General features: G+C 41.6%; 12 protein-coding genes. 8 read left to right on the top strand and 4 right to left on the bottom strand.

The genetic code is table 11. The features are described from left to right. Nucleotides 1-420: 420 nt before the first annotated feature. From L4D79_RS11510 to L4D79_RS11500, 3 genes are all read left to right on the top strand, one after another. Complete coding sequence (locus L4D79_RS11510; RefSeq protein WP_428651542.1) at nt 421-1,869, top strand: sulfatase; 1,449 nt, start codon at nt 421-423, stop codon at nt 1,867-1,869. 208 nt (nt 1,870-2,077) lie between these two features. Beyond that, complete coding sequence (locus tag L4D79_RS11505; protein WP_428651540.1) at nt 2,078-2,575, top strand: PadR family transcriptional regulator; 498 nt, start codon at nt 2,078-2,080, stop codon at nt 2,573-2,575. Beyond that, entirely contained in the window at nt 2,572-2,805 is a 234-nt protein-coding gene (locus L4D79_RS11500) for a hypothetical protein (RefSeq protein WP_428651538.1), read from the top strand. Before L4D79_RS11505 ends, L4D79_RS11500 begins: the two co-directional genes overlap by 4 nt. Nucleotides 2,806-3,388: 583 nt before the next feature. Here L4D79_RS11500 and L4D79_RS11495 read toward each other — a convergent pair. The 3 genes from L4D79_RS11495 to L4D79_RS11485 form a co-directional block, all read right to left on the bottom strand. Continuing rightward, nucleotides 3,389-4,726, bottom strand: a complete 1,338-nt coding sequence (locus L4D79_RS11495; RefSeq protein ID WP_428651535.1) for a putative glycoside hydrolase — start codon at nt 4,724-4,726, stop codon at nt 3,389-3,391. A gap of 131 nt (nt 4,727-4,857) precedes the next feature. Next, nucleotides 4,858-6,156: a hypothetical protein gene (locus L4D79_RS11490; RefSeq protein ID WP_428651532.1), complete on the bottom strand. Its 1,299-nt coding sequence runs from the start codon at nt 6,154-6,156 to the stop codon at nt 4,858-4,860. A gap of 53 nt (nt 6,157-6,209) precedes the next feature. After that, entirely contained in the window at nt 6,210-7,163 is a 954-nt protein-coding gene (locus L4D79_RS11485; RefSeq protein WP_428651529.1) for a hypothetical protein, read from the bottom strand. Between the two features lie 601 nt (nt 7,164-7,764). On the opposite strand from L4D79_RS11485, the gene L4D79_RS11480 reads away from it, so the two are divergent. The 3 genes from L4D79_RS11480 (at nt 7,765) to L4D79_RS11470 (ending at nt 11,393) form a co-directional block, all read left to right on the top strand. After that, on the top strand, nt 7,765-8,106 hold the full coding sequence (locus tag L4D79_RS11480) for a hypothetical protein (protein ID WP_428651526.1): 342 nt from the start codon (nt 7,765-7,767) through the stop codon (nt 8,104-8,106). Between the two features lie 35 nt (nt 8,107-8,141). Next, nucleotides 8,142-9,701, top strand: a complete 1,560-nt coding sequence (locus tag L4D79_RS11475) for a putative glycoside hydrolase (RefSeq protein WP_428651523.1) — start codon at nt 8,142-8,144, stop codon at nt 9,699-9,701. 255 nt (nt 9,702-9,956) lie between these two features. Continuing rightward, nucleotides 9,957-11,393 carry a sulfatase-like hydrolase/transferase gene (locus tag L4D79_RS11470; protein ID WP_428651520.1) on the top strand — a complete coding sequence of 479 codons (1,437 nt, stop codon included), beginning with the start codon at nt 9,957-9,959 and terminating at the stop codon, nt 11,391-11,393. Between the two features lie 776 nt (nt 11,394-12,169). On the opposite strand, the gene L4D79_RS11465 is transcribed toward L4D79_RS11470, so the two are convergent. Beyond that, nucleotides 12,170-13,693 carry a sulfatase family protein gene (locus L4D79_RS11465; RefSeq protein ID WP_428651517.1) on the bottom strand — a complete coding sequence of 508 codons (1,524 nt, stop codon included), beginning with the start codon at nt 13,691-13,693 and terminating at the stop codon, nt 12,170-12,172. A 558-nt stretch (nt 13,694-14,251) separates the two neighbouring features. Here L4D79_RS11465 and L4D79_RS11460 point away from each other — a divergent pair. After that, nucleotides 14,252-15,970 carry a sulfatase family protein gene (locus L4D79_RS11460; protein WP_428651514.1) on the top strand — a complete coding sequence of 573 codons (1,719 nt, stop codon included), beginning with the start codon at nt 14,252-14,254 and terminating at the stop codon, nt 15,968-15,970. Between the two features lie 123 nt (nt 15,971-16,093). Further along, nucleotides 16,094-17,815 (top strand): sulfatase family protein, encoded by a 1,722-nt coding sequence (locus tag L4D79_RS11455; protein ID WP_428651511.1) that lies wholly within the window; start codon nt 16,094-16,096, stop codon nt 17,813-17,815. Nucleotides 17,816-17,865 lie beyond the last annotated feature (50 nt).

The raw sequence follows: 17,865 nt of genomic DNA, 5'->3' as shown, positions 1-17,865 counted from the left end.
GGCAGCAATAGGAAGTGAATAAACAGTCCGATTAAAACGCTACGCCAGATTGAAACGCTACGTATAGTCACTGGGTATCAATAGTAACTTGGCATAATTGGCCCCTAAAAAACTGACAACGCACCGCCTGTTAATACCTCAATAACCGAAAATTGGATCAGCAATACAGTCAAAGTCAACCTGCACAAATATCATACATTTGAAAATGATCACAAATTGAAACGTTTCAATTGATGAGAGTGAATTTGTGCTGTACAGTTCATACAAAATATAGCTCCTACGACATAAACTGTTGATTAAAGTTTACAAAAGCCATTTTCAACACCTAAAAAGAACAATAAAACAGCCACAAACAATAGAAACGTTACAACTAAAATTCAATAATCAGGGACATAACATCGCATACGCAAGGAATAAAAGATGATGTCATCCAAAATACGTAAACGGAAGTACTCTCCTCTTTGGCCTGTTGCAGCCTCTCTCGCAATAATGTCCCTGCCATGTACATCAGCAGATCATGTCGCAGTACCTGAACCCAAACAGCCAAACGTACTTCTCATCTTTGCCGACGACTTGGGGTATGCAGATACCGGTTTCCAAAACCGAAGCAAGGATGTCAAAACACCGAACCTCGACAGATTAGCCGAAGATGGCGTTATCTTCGACGCGGGTTATGTTACTGCTCCGGTATGCGGCCCTTCGCGGGCAGGAATGCTAACAGGACGCTACCAGCAACGTTTTGGGGCACATGACAATGTCGGCCCTTACATCTTAGAAGAAGGCATTGAGCAGGGAGTCCCTGTCAATATTCCAACCATTGGTCACTATTTCCAAGATGCTGGCTATAAAACAGCCATTATTGGTAAATGGCATGATGGTGACGCCAAACAGTTCTGGCCTCAAAATCGCGGTTTTGATGAGTTTGTTGGTTTCAATAATGGAGCGGCTGACTACTTCGTTGGGGCTCGCAATGAAGAAAACAGCAAAAATGCTCCCTTTTCCTCAATCTATCGTAACGATCAACTTATCGCACCTTTCGATCAGTATCTGACCGATAAGTTCGGTGATGAAGCTGTAAGCTTTATAGAGCGCAATCAAGATCAACCGTTTTTCCTTTACGTGCCTTTCAATGCAATCCATGGCCCACAGCAGGCATTGGAAGATGATCTACAACGCTTTAGCTATATCGAAAATCCGAAGCGACGTCTCGCAGTAGCAATGAACTACAACATGGATCATAACGTCGGACGTATCATTGCCAAGCTAGAGGAACATCAGTTGATGGAAGATACACTCATCATCTTCCTATCAGACAACGGTGGTAAATTTCTGGGTAAACATGGTAATGAATCCTACAACCTTCCATTAAGAAGCGAAAAAGGACAAGTGTGGGATGGCGGGATCAGAATCCCCTTTACGATAACTTGGAAAGGGACTATTCCGGCTGGCCGTACTATCAGTGATCCAATTATTTCTTTAGATATTCTCCCTACCGCTTTGGCGGCAATTGGCGTGAAGGCTCCTCAAGAAATGCAATTAGACGGCACAGATTTACTACCATTACTTAAAGGTGAAAAAGAACACCTTGATAATCGTTTCCTCTACTGGCATATGCCAAATCAAGCAGCCATCCGAGACAACAACTGGAAGCTGATTATGCCTAACCTTTCCGATGAAAACGCATCCTATGAGTTGTACCGTATCAGCGATGATATCAGTGAGAGTAACAACGTAGCCGATACTCATCCAGAACAAGTAACGAGGCTCATATCTGAGTTTGCATCCTGGAGCAATGACAATATGCCACAACTATGGGGCTGGGATAAGAACCGCTTAAAGTACACCAACGGCTGGCGTGGTAGGTACTAGAACCATAGGCATTTGTTCATAGTATTTCTGTTGAGAGCTACGAACCTTCCTTTAATATATAGGTAAGCGTCGAAAGACTCGCACATCCCGTAACCAATCATGGTGCGTCTTTTTAATAAAGACACACCATAAAGTTTAAGTTCGGCTAGAAAACTAACATTTAATTATAACTATATTACATACCAACATACTATTTAGAAGAGAAATCATGATAGGCAATCTAGAAGTCGTCGTTTTATCCAATTTGCTAGAAAAAGAGTCTACTGGCTATGAATTGACAAAAAAAATAAATAAATCCCCTTGGAAAACCTCTCATCAACAAATATACAGGACCTTATTGAAGCTAAAGAACAAAGGGTATCTTTCGTGCAAAAACGTATATCAAACAAACAAACCTAATAAAAAAGTCTATGCAATAACGCAAGAAGGAGAGATCATTGTTAGTAGCCCAAAATTACAAGAGGCCAAGATTAAGATCACACAGGACGAAGCTAACTCTAGGTTAGTATTAGGAGATCCTCAATATTTCATAAATATGCATAACGAAATATCAAAACAAGTGGCAGAGCTCACCATAATCAGGATTGATTCTGACCCTTTAACGCAATTAGATATAGATAGGAAGATAAGTTTACTTCATGCAGATTCCGAATGGTGTAAGTACGTTGTAAGGACGTTATCTAACAAAATAAAGGTCGCCGCATGAATTATATCGCTATATTCCTTGATGAGAAAGGAAGAGCATTATCCAATAACAATACGGGTGATTATATAAACATACAACTTGGTGATTTTGACAATATACATCAAGCAACAGAGTGTGCTAATAATCTTTTTGATGGTTATGAAGTGAAAGAGGGGGTTATTTGGTCTAAGTCCTGTTTTGGTGGAGTGTTAATTACGGCTAATGTTCACAAAAACAATTCATTTTATTAGATTACTTATATTTACTTACCTTTTCACTATAAATCATACCCGAGTATTATATGCATGCTTGGGTATTCCTTCATTTCAAAACGTTTCAGTAGTAACTTTAAAAATATAGTACCGCTGAAAATACGTTTTCAGCGATATGTAAATTTACAATACCAACACTAAATTCAACCTTCCTCTTTTGCGAATAACTCTTGCAGGGTCGGCTTACGCTCATGTATTAGCAGCATATCAACCCATTCCTCTCGCTGCTCTTTGGTAAGACGAGCCAGTAAGTGCAGCCAGATATCTTTACGCCACTCAGTGGTGGCATTAAGTTAGATGAGGAGCTTTTATTCAGCAGCACATGCACAGCCAAACGACGAACAAGACCCCATAGCAAATAGAGGTATTGCTTTCATTTTCACAACCCGTTTCCTTTATATTTCACATAAAATAAAAAATCCGGTACTACACACTTCCCCTAACGAAAAGTAGTACCGGCAACAATAAATTGATAATTTGTCGTCAAGTGTTGGTTGTATTATTTAACTCAAAGCGTTAACAACCAAACCTGTGGCTACTGCTCTTTGTGACATGTCTACATTTATGGGTTCATAACAAATTTCAGATCGCTAATACTAAACTTGAATCCCTTTGGCGAGTAAGATTTATCATCAACCTTTTCAGGAAAGAAAACAACTTTCTTTATATGCTTAAGAATATTAATATCAATATCACCGTCTGTGGTACTAAAAAATTCAGATAATGGAATTGAAAACTTCTGTATTGCCCCTTCACAATTGTCCATCTTACAAGACATGACCCATAATTTTGATGCCGGATAGCGGTAATCTGGAGAAGGACTCTCGGGATCATTTTTGGTCGGCGTATCTATCTTAACCATAATATTGTTTGTCGGATGAGCCATTTCACTATAAGACTCAACCCAGAGAGTGAACTCTAATGTGCCTTTCTCTAAATATTGGCTCACATCTTTAAGTTTTACGTCTTCTTTATTAAGAATAAAGCTTAAGTAAGTCTGCTTACCTGGTTCAGCTGTTGACTCAACGCCTGCCCACCCTATCTCTGAGTCTTCATTCTTAACTGGGTAAATCTTGGCGCCATTTGAAGTCAGGTGATAAGTCCAACCAGACTCAACAAATTCACCTTGGTCGTTTTTCTGGCGAGCATAAACAATGGACTCAGGCGTAGTTAATACCTCACTTTTTGAATTATCACACTCTATCACTAAGTTCATACCAGGCTTATCACCACCCGCTTCAGCCTGAACACGAACATTACTGATATCAAAATTGGCGTTGGCACTCATGTCCATAGAAAAAGACTGTGTCACTTTGCTGAAATCAACACCTTGATCAGCAAAACATTGCAAAGGAATTCGGACACTTTGAGTACTATTGACCACATCGCTGTTTTTAACACCCAAGTAAGCACTGAGTGAACTGGTGATATCAACCTTCCCTTCAGAACCATCATCGGATTTCAGTGTAACGGTAGCCGGAGTTACCTTCCCGCTAGGAAAATCTTTCATATGTACATCAAAGAGAAGCACACCAGCCTTATTAACCGTCGCCTTAGAGTAATCGACTGGGGAACTTGCAATAAACTGAATACCAGCCTTCGCATCTTGCGTCACACTTACATTCAAAGAGGCTTGAGATAAATAACCACCAATCACTTGAATGTTACTCAACGCGGTATTTTCTTGGCCATCAACATCAACCGTCATACCTCCCTTATCGACAGCCTGCATAATGAAAGCGCCATTAGAGCCTTCACCATATATCTGATTGACTTCACCGCCAGGAACAGGCCCTGTTCCATCTTTACCATCATTATAACTAAAGCCATCTTCAAGGCAGCCGGATAATGCCATAATGACAGATGTCACCACAGCTGCTCTTTTAAATTTAATATTCATAAGCATCTCGTAAAGCAAATAATTAAATTATAAATTTTGACAGTACGTTCACGTTGCTAAAATAGGTAGTAAATATATAGAGTATTTTTTAATATATCCAAACCCAATATATGATGTACGCCAATCACAAGTTAACTTTTTGATTCCATGTCAAAGTAATTGTTGTAAGTATTGAAGAACTCCATCCCTAAATTTTCTGGCATTGCGGCTAAACCAAATAAGAAGGTTGAGAAGTCTACACCTTCGACCCATCCCGCTTTCCATTCAGGCTGGTCATAACTGTAACGCCATAAAATCTCATGACCATCAGGAAGATCATATCGCGCATTGATTGATTTATCTCGGTAGGTCGAAATTAAGTCATCTCTAGCATGCTCAGAATAAGGCATGAAGCCAGCCATAATGTGTGGAGAGACAACAAGGTTATTATTAAACTGCCGATCTGCATCAAAATGGAATCGATCGACACAATACCCATCAGGACAAGCACCCGCACCCGTACCCCATTCGTAACTCTCTAAACCGTCAACATCCAAGTCATTCCACCAAGCATGGTCAACAATAGCGGCATTGACTGTCGCCGCCTGGTAAGCCGGTGAGTTGGAGTATTCATGGATTAGGTAGTTGTTGAATAAGAAATTAAATTGTGATGTAAAATATTTCTTACTTTCCGAAAGGATCGGAATGCCATTATACTCAGCAACAGGCAGAATATCTGGTTTGGCATACCATTTGTTCCAGAAAGCAACAGGGGCTGAATCTTCACCATAACCAAAGTCTAATGCTTGATGTTTGGCAAACGCGGCCACCAACATATACTCATTATAGGTTTTAGTTGCATATTCTTTAAAGGTACCATCACTGTTTTGGGCAAGGAATATTAAACCTTCCTCTACATTTGCAATATAAGCGGTTAAATCGGTGTTCCGATATAGCTCATTAGCAAGTTGTTCGATTTCCTTATTGCCACTAAAGTAATTTTTTGCAAACAATGCCCCACTCAGCATAATTGCACTATCAATTGGGCTCCAGTCATCCCCGACAGCATCACCTGTTTGGGTATTGTAAAAATGAATGAAAGTATTCGAGCGATTTTGAGGAATGTTAATATTGGGATCTTTACCTACTAGCATTCTCAAAGTCTGCAAAGCTAACTTTTCAGCATTAGGTTCCCAGCCATTCTTGTGGCCAATTGTAAGGGCAATCAACCCCATTCCTGAATTGGCAATTGAGCCAACATGGCTACGCTCACCATTAAGAAAGAGTTTATCCTCATAGGAACCATTTTCATTTCTAGCTTGTTGCCAATAGGCATAACCACCACGATATAAATCCTGGATGATATCTGCATCACTTTTCTGGTTTTCGACCGCTACAGCTTGAGGAGCTAGAAGCGCGGCCAATAGCACAGGTAACAGTTTTTGTTTCATTATCATTCCTTTCCAAGCGTTATCTCAAACAACAAAGACAAAGCTCTATTCGATTAGAAAGATAAATTGAAACCAAGTTTAGCACTCAATCCATTTTTATCTTTGTCTTTATCGATTCCCGCCTCGTGAAGCTTAACCATGGAGTAACCGACATTGGCAATAAGTTTCATATTTTTATTAATCGGGTAGTTATTGTTAAGGTTAATCTTAACTGTCTCAGATCCGCTTAGCTTTAAACCACCTTCATTGTAGTTGTATGGTGTGCTAATTTCTGTCACGATATTCTGCCAATGCTTGATACGTATTGACGGCTTCACAGCATATGCACGTCGACGAAATTCTGGATCAGAGTTATCTACATAGCCATTACGAGTAAGCTCTAGGCCAAAGTTTACTTTTGCCCCATAGCGGTAAATATAATTAGCTTTAATTTCAAAGGTATCAAATTTCTTATTAAGATTTTCATTTTCAGTTTCTTTTTCAACAAAACTGTAGGTGTAAACAGTGTTTAGACCATGTTTCCCTTTTGTAAACTGAAGACCAGGTCGAAGTTTGATCTCTGTGTTAGTGACACCAGCGTCAGGATCAGACTGATGGACATATACCGGTTCTGCGAAGAAACTAAACCACGGGTTTACCCACTGCTCATAACGAGGTGCAAGCGTGAAGTTCGTTTTTTTGTAGCTTGTTTCTTGTTCTATGCCTGACGTATTTTGGATCTGGCTTAATACATAGCGTATACGCCAATTCTCGTGTAATCGTGTCGACCCGTCAGCAACAACATACTTAATGTTCTCTGTTCTTGCTGAAAATTCAGAAACCGTTTCATTGTATTCCATCCCAGAGAAGAAAGAAGTACGCTTTGGCATCTTATATGATGAGTATTCCGGCGCTTTTCTAATGATATCGACATCATCCTCCATGATAAGAAACTTGCCGTCATCTGCTGCGTTGGCATATCCGGTAAAAGCCAGAGAACCAAGTAATATAGGTATTATTTTATTCATAATTATTCCGTCTATAGTGCGTATCTGTTCCGTATAAAAAACGCATTATCATCAAAGCTTGATTCTCTCATTCAGTACTTTTTAGCTGTATTAGTGCACTGATTGCATAAAGGGTACATTCCCCTTGTAATACACCACCACCTAGAAAGCCTGAACGAAACCACCTGCATCAAGCATTGTAAGAAACACAAAAAGGATAAACGTTTCGACACATTCACACAACCGGTCATTACAATATGTAAACTTATGTAAATCACCTCTACCTACCGTATTTACTGGCTTTGCAAGCAAAATACCCCTTACAGACAAGTTTCAGTTATATGAAGCAAATCACAATAATTTCCTTAAAAGCGGAATGATATGACATAAAAACTTTGAATATCATATCAAAATGACGCTGATCACCTATCTCAGTGATATTCCTGGCATCAGCATAAATCTTCAGTACAGAACCTGATTTGAGTCACACCGTGTAATAAAATGTGTTAGCTAGTCACTATTTTCAGCTTTGCGTTATTGAATCCCCTTACCAACTGAAGTATGTTTCACCTCAACAGCAATAGAAACGTTTCAATGGATGACATAATCATAGGACATGAATGTGAAAAGACTTCTTATAACTATTTTTGCCTTATTAAGCTTCATCACGACCTCCTCTAGTTTTGCGGCTGAACTTACGGAAGCAGACATAAAACGTATTGAGAACGAGGTTGGCTCTATGGCTGATTTCATGAAACTCAGTCCAGCAGAGGAGAAAACAATCACCGAATTGAAGAAAGAACTCACCCTCAGTAACAGAGACGCCGTGGCGTTATATGGCCGTGGAAGCAGCGAATTCAAACAAGCCAGAAAAAAAGCTATGAAAAGCTATCAGGGCGAGCTCTATCAAATTATCACTAAAAAAGAATTACAAGAGTGGCGCCAAGCAAAGGCTGGCAAATAACAAAACCCATATTGGTTTAACAGGAGTTAGAAAAAATGGACATTAAAAAGAAGCACTTGGCGCTTTTAATTACAGCCTTCCTCACCTTATCAGGCTGTGTTGAAGACGCAAAAAACAATAACGGTAGTGGTAATAATGGTGATGTTACCAACCCAGGCGATGGTGATAACGGCGGTGGTGATAACGGCGGTGGTGATAACGGCGGTGGTGATAACGGCGGTGGCGATAACGGCGGCGACGGTGATGACTTAAAACTACCTAGGGAAGTGACTCTTTACTATCAAGATGCTGATAAGGAAGATACCAGCCCGTATGTTATGTATGTTTATAACAAAGACGGCACAGCTCTAGCAATCAGCGGTGACAACAACATTGAACACGGTAATATCACTTTAGTAGGAGAAACCTCTGTTAAAGATCCACTAACCGTTTCTATTTCCGAAGACAAAGCATCGATTGTTTTTTCTTCTGATGATAAAGCCTATGACCTCAATGCGGCCAACGGTAATGACAGCAAAAACGGTACATTACAATTTAAAGTTATTACAAACAGTTTTGATGTACTTAACGATATTGGTGAAGAAAATAAGGTCACACTCAGTATGGCATCCGGTGATAATAAAGCTAACATCGATGTGACTAGCGCCGTCTCAGCCTCTATCAGTGCCGGTCAACCACAGTTAATTCGTGTTCCTTTAAGTTGCTTCCAAAACCAAGAGAATGGCATAGACATTAGTAAAGTCGACGTTGCTATGAACCTAGAGTCAACAGGTGCGATTGAATACCAGTTTAGCGATGCCCGTATTATTGCCAACTCTGTAACGGACAAGCCAGGTGCCAATAACGTCCAAGGTTGTTTGAATAATGGGGAATCTATTGTTCTTACTGAAGAAACGTCTGTTCTAGCTCAAAGTGTTCGCCGCGCAGAAGCATGGGTACAAGAAGGGCAAGCTCGAACAATCAGTACAACCCGAGGTAATGGCATTCAGTTAAATCCAGGTAACTCAACCGAAGAAGGTACCATTCGTTATAACGGTATTCATTACACTGTTGATAAGAATTGGGATGAGAACAACCGCAGTATTTTGACCTTCGCCATTGATCTAGCCAAAAACCTCAAAGATATGACCATATCTCGTTTGGATATGAGCCGCTACATGGATGGCACATTACAAATGAAATACCTCATGCCTTCTAATACCATTGAGTTGCCAGCGGGGACTGATACTTATCTAGTCATTAAGATGGAAACTCCTGTAGCAAGTGCAACAGGAGAAATCACTGGTGGCTACCCTAGCTCAGAATCAGTCTACTACAACCTTACCAAAGAAGGGGTTGCTAAAGGTACCGTTCATGAAATCGAGCTGCCACTAAAAACATTCTTCACCAATGCTGACGGTGTAGTCAGTTTGAATGCTTTACAATATGTGGAAAAACTAGTCACACATATTCAGCAGGGTGGCCCTGATGAAGAGCCCCTTTATTCCAATCTTGCTGAGTTCAAATATGGCCTAGCTGACATCAAACTTGTAATGCCAACTGATGTACCAGAAGTTCCAGAAGTTCCAGAAGTTCCAGAAGTTCCAGAAGAATAAACTTTAATACTTACGCTGATTAAAGCCAACTCAACACCCGGGTTGGCTTTATACCCAAGTGACTTCAATGAACTTGGTTCATCAAAAAAGACTTTTGAGCACATATATAATTCCATTCCCGCGTCAAACACACGCAAAATAAAGTCATGATTCAATTCATTGATTATCAATAAATTAAATACACTGAAAGTGTGCTGGTTTCTATAACTGAGGTCACTTGGGTATATACATTCTAATGTGAATTAAAGGATTAATATGTCTCTTCCACCGCTAAAAAAATGTGCCCTTGCTAGCGCACTCAGCACCGCTCTGTGTCTGAGCCAACCCGCCTTAGCCGACTCTAACCCAATACCTATGGTTGACGGCCATCGAGCGCCCAATGTGGTTCTGCTGTTCGCGGATGACCTAGGCTATGCCGATACAGGCTTCCAAAATAGTAGTAAAGATGTCGTCACTCCAAATTTGGATAAACTGGCGCATGCTGGTGCCATTCTCACTACCGGTTATGTGACAGCACCGGTGTGTGGCCCGTCGCGTGCAGGAATGCTTTCGGGGAGGTACCAGGAAAGCTTTGGCTACCACGACAACACTGCTCCTTATGTTCGAGAAGAAGGTATTATCCAAGGCTTACCACTTGATATTCCAACCATAGGTAACCGCTTCCAGGACATTGGCTACACCACAGCAATGATTGGTAAATACCACGATGGTGACCCTAAAGAGTACTGGCCTCACAACCGCGGGTTTGACGAATTCTTTGGTTTTAACAATGGTGCTGCTAATTACTTTGTCGGACCAATCAATGAGAAGAACGCCGAGGAAAAACCTAACTCTTCAATCTACCATAATGATCAGTTAGTTCCCCCTTTTGACGACTACCTTACAGATCGTTTTGGCAATGAGGCCGTCAATTTTATTGAAAACCACAAAGAAGAACCGTTTTTTCTTTATGTCCCATTCAATGCGATCCATGGCCCGCTACAAGCCTTAGAAGAAGATATCGCACGCTTTAAGCACATCAAAGATCCTAAACGTCGTTTGTCGGTGGCGATGAACTACAATATGGATAAGAATGTCGGTAACATTATCAACAAGCTCAAAGAACATGATTTAATGGAAGATACTATTATTATCTTCCTATCTGACAACGGTGGTAAGCCCAAAGGCAATGCGTCATATAATCACCCATTACGTGGTGAGAAAAATACCCTTTGGGAAGGTGGGATCCGCGTTCCATTCACTGTGACTTGGGAAGGAAAAATCCCTGCCGGACAAACAATTGACGATCCTGTAATTTCACTCGATATCCTACCAACAGTACTAAAAGCAGTTGGGGCAGACACGTCGGAATGGGATATTAATGGCGTCGACATCATGCCGCGCCTGATGGGTCAATCAAAGAAACTAGATAACCGCTTCCTATATTGGGATCGAGTAATTAAAGCCGCTATCCGTGATGATGAATGGAAGCTAGTGATGCCAAATATCACCCCAAAGAAAACACAAATTCAGTTATTTAACATCAGTAACGATATTAGTGAGTCCAACAACCTAGCTGACAAACATCCAGAACAAGTTGAGCGCTTAATGAAAGAGTTCAAACAATGGCAGTCCAAAAATGAACCCGCTAAATGGGGATGGAACAAGAAAAAGTTCCCACATAAAACAGTCTTCCGTGGTAAGCAGTACTAACTACAGTGACTAAACCAAGCCAGAGTAAAAAAACTCTGGCTTTTTCTACCATAACCGATGAAACCAAACTAAGGGAGAACCAATATATCGGTGGAGACATACAGTAACTGCCTGTCTTCCTGCGCATGCTTGAAAGAATAACAATTGTTAGCTATTTCTTATTTTAGATATAAAGAGGACAATATGTGTGAGATATGCGGTTCACAACTAGTACGGCAAAAAAGAAAATGGTGGCAAAAAATGATTTATAGCTCAATTTGGAAGTGTTCAAACTGTCAGTATCAAATTACACTATAGACATCAGCTCTGAAATTATTACGAACAAGAAGCACTTTTATATATAACATCAATGTATTATCTCACAGGCTTCATTAAGGGTGATATTACTTTACCAAAGCATTCACGATTCGGGAGAGGAATTGACACTCTATCCTATTCTCAGGAAAAGTTATTATCGACAATCACTCTATAAACAGCCAAAGCTCAACTACCCGCTTTAGTGCGAGAGCTCATGTTTTATGAAAACCACCATCCGCATAATTCACCATATCGCTTTAAACTTCTGTTTTGGTTTTCAAGTATTGACTAGCGTTATTCATTTTGTTCTTACTAATCGAGGGCTTAATTATGCACCCAGAAATGAAAATAGACGTTAACACGGATTGCAATTTCTTGTTTTAATAATAGTTACTATTTAATTAGGCTTGAAATAAAAAATAGCAGCAGTTATTCACTGCTGCTCTGGTTACCACTGCTTTTATTCTAAATTTATAACTTTACTTACCACCACTTAGCTGGCGATGGATTTTCTTCTTCTGTCTTGCTTCCTGCTGCATTTCTGCAGTACGGCTCACTAAATAATCATTGTCATCACGCTTAAGGAACAGGTCTAGCATAGGGTCATTATATTGCTCCATATGCTGACGCATTAGCTCCGCCATTTTCATTTGATGTTCTTTAAACTCTTTTTTACCAGCAAGGTTAGTTTTCGCATCCGGATCCGTGCGCAAGTCGTAAATTTCAGTCACTGTACGGTTAAGGAAAAAGTCGACTCTTTCTTTTATTTCCGGATCTTCCGATGCCAACTTCTTCATCGCTTTAAATGTACTGCTGTTATTCGCTGATGTTTTGTAAACCCGCCCCCCAACAGCCCAAGGGTTGAAAATATACAGCCAGTCAGCGTTTTGCACTGCAGCCATTGGGAAAATTCGACTACCGGCGTTTTCATGATATTGGGTAAAGACATAATCACGCTCAGCTTGTGAATCTCCTTCTAACAACGGCAAGAAGCTTTGTCCATCCAGTGAATCAGGCACCTTGATGCCTGCCGCATCAAGCAAAGTTGGCATCAGATCGACCATAGAAATGAAGTGCTCTTCGTCAACAGAAACAGCGACTTTCTCCGGCCAGCGGACAAAGAATGGCGTATGGTTACTGTTTCGATATACATTCGATTTCGCGAACGGGGCTGCAATACCATTATCGGACAAGAATAGAACAATAGTGTTATCACTCACCCCTTTCTCATCAAGCACGTCCATCATTTCACCAACAGTATCATCCAAGCGCTTCACTGAGCTAAAATACTGGGCCAGTTCAACCCGAGCCTGGGGAATATCAGGAAGGAAGCTCGGCACTTGAATTTCTTCAGGCTTATAGATCCTGGACGGCCGTTGTCTACCATTCCTTTCATAGTTAGGACTATCGACAAAATATGGACGATGCGGGTCGTGGGAGTTTGCCATCATAAAGAAAGGCTTGTTGTTTTCCTGGGCAGCGTCAATAAATGCCGATAGGTGTTTACGATAGAGTTTCGGCCCGCGTCCGCTACCAATATCTGCCTTATCTTTGCTGTAGTCCCAAACATAATCATCCACATATTTCGGGGTAGAATGATTCACCTTACCCAAAATACCGACACTATAGCCGTTGTCTTTCAGCTCTTCGGCCAACGTGGGAATTTCTTGCGTCGTAGGATAAAATCCAACGATGCCACTATTCTGGGTATACCGACCTGTTGCAATCACTCCTCTTGAAGGCTCACAGACCGAAACCGTCACGAATGCATGATTGAAACGCATCCCTTGATTGGCCAAACGATCTAAGTTTGGAGAAATTTCAGGCACGGTCGAACCTGTAATGCCCAATGAGCCATAATCCATATCATCAGCGGTAATCAGCAAAATATTTGGTGCGGTCTGCTCACTCTGCGCTGGTTGAGCTGACAATGACGGCGCAGAAGCTGTCGAGAACAGCATCAACATAGCGGTGGTTAACACATTCTTTTTCATGGAGATCATTCATTTTATCCTTTGAGTTTTGCTATCCATAAATAACTGCTCACAGTTATTCGGATAACCTCCTGCTTTCTCTTCACCAAGTTTTATCAATTCCAACTGAAATTGATGATTAGCAACCCAGTCAAACCATGCTTCGTATCAACAACACCACAGTATAAACGTTTCTACATATTACCATGTGACAAAGTTAACATTTACTTGTAAAGCTCTTTGAGTGAGCTCAAAGCTGCTAATAAATTGAATATTCAGCACATAAAAAACTTAAAAAAGGCGAAACCATAGAAATAACGATGAAAAAAGTCGACTTAGATCGTGTAAATGAAATAAATATCGCATCTAAATGCATGCACAATTGATCCTTTATTTCGAAACGTTTATATTTCGTTACAACTCCAAGATGAACTAGTAAGCAATCTCTCCTCAACGCTCTCTAAGTATTAACAATTTTTAGTTGAGACACTCATCTTTGATGAAGCAAATATGGCCGAGTTCATGTTCACTAATGTCTTTTACATCAACTATTTGTCTTCTTAAAACGGATATGTAATCAAGGATCTTATGAAAATTTCACGTTCAACTCTCGCAACGGGGATCGGGCTCTTGCTATCAGCAAGTTCAGTCACAGCCCATGCCAGTCAAGCGAGTGAGCAACCCAATATTTTATTCATCTTCTCTGATGATCACTCAAATAACGCTATCAGCGCTTACAGTGGTGATCTTGTACAAACCCCGAATATTGACCGTATTGCCAATGAAGGGGCTATTTTCGACAATGCGTTTGTCGGTAACTCAATCTGTCAGCCCAGCCGCGCCTCGATCATCACCGGCAAGCATTCGCACCTCAATGGGGTAATTGATAACTCTTCAAGCTGGAACCCAAACCAAACCATTTATCCTAAACTGATGGAAAATGCAGGTTATCAAACCGCTTTAATTGGTAAATGGCACATGCACCCAACGCCGGTTAAAGAGTTTGGCTACTCCAACGTCCTCAGTGGTGCTGGCGGGCAAGGCACTTACTACCAACCTGAATTTATTGATAATTACGGCAAAGTGACAACGGTTGAAGGCTATTCGACCGATATCATTACCGATCAGTCAATCAAATGGCTTGAAACAAACCGCAATGCCGACAAACCCTTCCTGCTACAAGTTCAGTTCAAGTCGCCTCACACTCCTCGCAGACCACCATTGCGTAATTTGGAGTTGTTCAAAGACACGAAATTCCCTATTCCTGCAACGCTGCATGACGACTACAAAACACGTGGTAAGCATGCCAGTGAAGCTTGGATGGAGCTTTACGGTATGACAGCTGAAGGGATCAATGCCTTCCCACCAGCGCCAACAACCGCAGAGAAAAAGAAAATCCGCGAAGCCTGGCTTGCAAGTATGAGTAAACCGGAACGTGACGCTTTTGATAGCTGGATGGATCGCCTTACTGAAGAACAACGCATTGCTTTCCATGCCGCTTACGACGACATTAATGTTGATTACTGGAAGAAAATCCAAACCCCAGAATATAAAATGCGTTACGGCTACGTGCCACCAGCAGAAAAGAAAGCGCGTACCGAATATAACTATCAACGCTTCATGAAAGAGTACGCGGCAGCCACCGTTACCGTTGATGAAAACATTGGTCGGCTACTTGAATGGCTTGATGACAATGACCTTGCTGAAAACACCATTGTTATATACAGCTCAGACCAAAGCTTCTACATCGGTGAGCATGGCTGGGCTGAAAAGCGCTACATGTACGAAGAAGGGATGAAAATGCCATTCATCATTCGTTGGCCGGGCCATATTGCGCCTAACCAGCGTCCTCAAGCGATGATCCAGAACATCGACTTTGCTCCGACCTTCCTCGATGCTGTAGGCCTGGATGCACCAGAAGAAATGCAGGGCAAGTCTTTCCTTAATGTATTGACTGGTAAACAAAATGACGCTCAATGGCAAGCTGAACGCCCCTATGTCTACTACCACTACTACATGGAAGGTGCGCACAATGTGCCCCGTCATGACGGCGTACGTAGCGAACGCTACAAGCTGATCAATTTCTATTCGGAAGACAATGGCAAGGGCGAATTTGAACTATACGACCTCAAAGCTGACCCGAATGAATTGAATAATGTATTCAAGGATCCTAAATACTCTAAAACCCGTGAAACCATGATGACAGAGCTTCACAAGGCACGTAAGGACTATGACGTTCCTGATGATGTCTATGAAGCGCCATTCCCCTTCATGACGGCCCAAGAGCGAAAAGCACTCGGTTACTAGTTGCCACTATCCTCGGCATCTTATTTTGATGCCGAGGTACTGACAATTTTCTGATTTATCAAAAAACCTGAAAACCGCTGACTGGAAAAGCAATTTACTATAAACAATATTAAGCAGGATAATATGAAAATTAAGCGCTCGGCTTTATCCAAAGGAATAGGTGTGCTGATAGCCGCTGGCACCATTTCTACACAGAGTGTTGCAGCAAGTTACGAACAACCCAACATTCTGTTTATTTTCTCCGATGACCACTCGAATCAAGCAATAAGTGCCTACAATGATCGATTTGTAAACACCCCCAATATTGATCGCATCGCCAATGAAGGAGCCATTTTCGAGAATACCTTTGTCGGAAACTCCATTTGCCAACCTAGCCGAGCGTCAATCCTGACCGGTAAGCACTCGCATCAAAATGGTGTTATCGACAATACCTCTCGTTGGAATCCAGATCAGACTATCTACACTCACCTTCTCGAAGACGTGGGCTACCAAACGGCTCTGATTGGTAAGTGGCACATGCACCCAGCGCCTGTTAATGAATTTGGCTATTCTAATGTCCTCAACGGACATGGTCGTCAAGGCACGTACTATCAGCCCGAGTTCATTGATAACAAAGGCAAGATTACGACAGTCCAAGGTTATTCAACCGATGTCATTACCGATCAGTCTATTGAATGGCTTGAACATCAGCGAGATGCAGAAAACCCCTTCCTGCTGAAAGTACAATTCAAAGCGCCACACACCCCTCGCCGCCCCCCGCTGCGCCACTTGGAATTATTCAAAGACAAGACATTCCCACTACCAGAAACACTGCATGACGACTACAAAACCCGTGGCGAGCATGCAAACAAGGCGTGGATGAAACTGTACGGAATGTCCGGCGAAGGCATTAATGCCTTCCCGCCTGCACCAACAACACCTGAGCGTGCTGAAATCCGTGAAGAGTGGATTAAAAGCCTAACCAAGCAAAAGCGTAAAGCGTTTGAAGGCTGGATGGCCCGCATGACCGATGAACAACGTGATGCTTGGCACAAAGCCTACGACGATATCAATGTTGATTACTGGAAGAAGATCCAATCTCCTCCTTATAAAATTCGATACGGTAATGTGCCTGAAAACGAGAAGAAAATCCGTGCTGAATATATTTATCAACGCTTCATGCGAGACTACATGGCTTCAGTCACTGCTGTTGATGAGAACGTAGGGCGTATACTGGACTGGCTGGATGAGAATGATCTCGCCAAGAATACCATTGTGGTTTACAGCTCCGATCAGAGCTTCTTCATTGGCGAACACGGTTGGGCAGAAAAACGCTACATGTATGAGCCGGGCATGAAGATGCCATTTGTGATCCGCTGGCCAGAAAAGATCCCTGCCCATTCAAAACCAGAGGCAATGATCCAAAATATTGATTTTGCGCCGACTTTCCTTTCAGCAGCCGGTGCGCAAGTACCGGGTGAAATGCAGGGTAAATCATTCCTTGATGTACTCACAGGAAAAGAAAGTGATGCCGAGTGGCACAAAGAGCGTCCGATTGTGTACTACCACTACTACATGGAAGGTGGACACAACGTACCTCGTCACGATGGTGTTAGAAGTGAGCGCTACAAGCTTATTGACTTCTATTCTCAGAATGGCGGTAAAGGTTGGTTTGAGCTTTACGATTTAAAAGCCGATCCAAATGAGATTAATAATGTCTATGAAGACCCTCAATACAAAGACATCCGTGGCAGCATGATGGAAGAGCTGAAAAAAGCACGCGCCGATTACCAGGTTCCCAGCGATGTGTTCGAAGCGCCTTACCCTTACATGAATAGGAAAGAGAAAAAAGCGTTAGGGTTCTGATGTGCAATTCAAATTAACACTTATCTCCAGAGTGTCTTACCCCATTGCAG

Source organism: Photobacterium satsumensis (genome assembly GCF_050336935.1).
Classification (GTDB): domain Bacteria; phylum Pseudomonadota; class Gammaproteobacteria; order Enterobacterales; family Vibrionaceae; genus Photobacterium; species Photobacterium satsumensis.
The sequence above is the reverse complement of the archived record's forward strand: the minus strand, read 5'-3'. Positions and strand labels throughout refer to the sequence as shown.

Bases quoted from the DNA above. Each gene is read 5' to 3' on its own strand.
- L4D79_RS11510 (WP_428651542.1), top strand. From the start codon at position 421: ATGATGTCATCCAAAATACGTAAACGGAAGTACTCTCCTCTTTGGCCT.
- L4D79_RS11505 (WP_428651540.1), top strand. From the start codon at position 2,078: ATGATAGGCAATCTAGAAGTCGTCGTTTTATCCAATTTGCTAGAAAAA.
- L4D79_RS11500 (WP_428651538.1), top strand. From the start codon at position 2,572: ATGAATTATATCGCTATATTCCTTGATGAGAAAGGAAGAGCATTATCC.
- L4D79_RS11495 (WP_428651535.1), bottom strand. From the start codon at position 4,726: ATGAATATTAAATTTAAAAGAGCAGCTGTGGTGACATCTGTCATTATG.
- L4D79_RS11490 (WP_428651532.1), bottom strand. From the start codon at position 6,156: ATGAAACAAAAACTGTTACCTGTGCTATTGGCCGCGCTTCTAGCTCCT.
- L4D79_RS11485 (WP_428651529.1), bottom strand. From the start codon at position 7,163: ATGAATAAAATAATACCTATATTACTTGGTTCTCTGGCTTTTACCGGA.
- L4D79_RS11475 (WP_428651523.1), top strand. From the start codon at position 8,142: ATGGACATTAAAAAGAAGCACTTGGCGCTTTTAATTACAGCCTTCCTC.
- L4D79_RS11470 (WP_428651520.1), top strand. From the start codon at position 9,957: ATGTCTCTTCCACCGCTAAAAAAATGTGCCCTTGCTAGCGCACTCAGC.
- L4D79_RS11465 (WP_428651517.1), bottom strand. From the start codon at position 13,693: ATGATCTCCATGAAAAAGAATGTGTTAACCACCGCTATGTTGATGCTG.
- L4D79_RS11460 (WP_428651514.1), top strand. From the start codon at position 14,252: ATGAAAATTTCACGTTCAACTCTCGCAACGGGGATCGGGCTCTTGCTA.
- L4D79_RS11455 (WP_428651511.1), top strand. From the start codon at position 16,094: ATGAAAATTAAGCGCTCGGCTTTATCCAAAGGAATAGGTGTGCTGATA.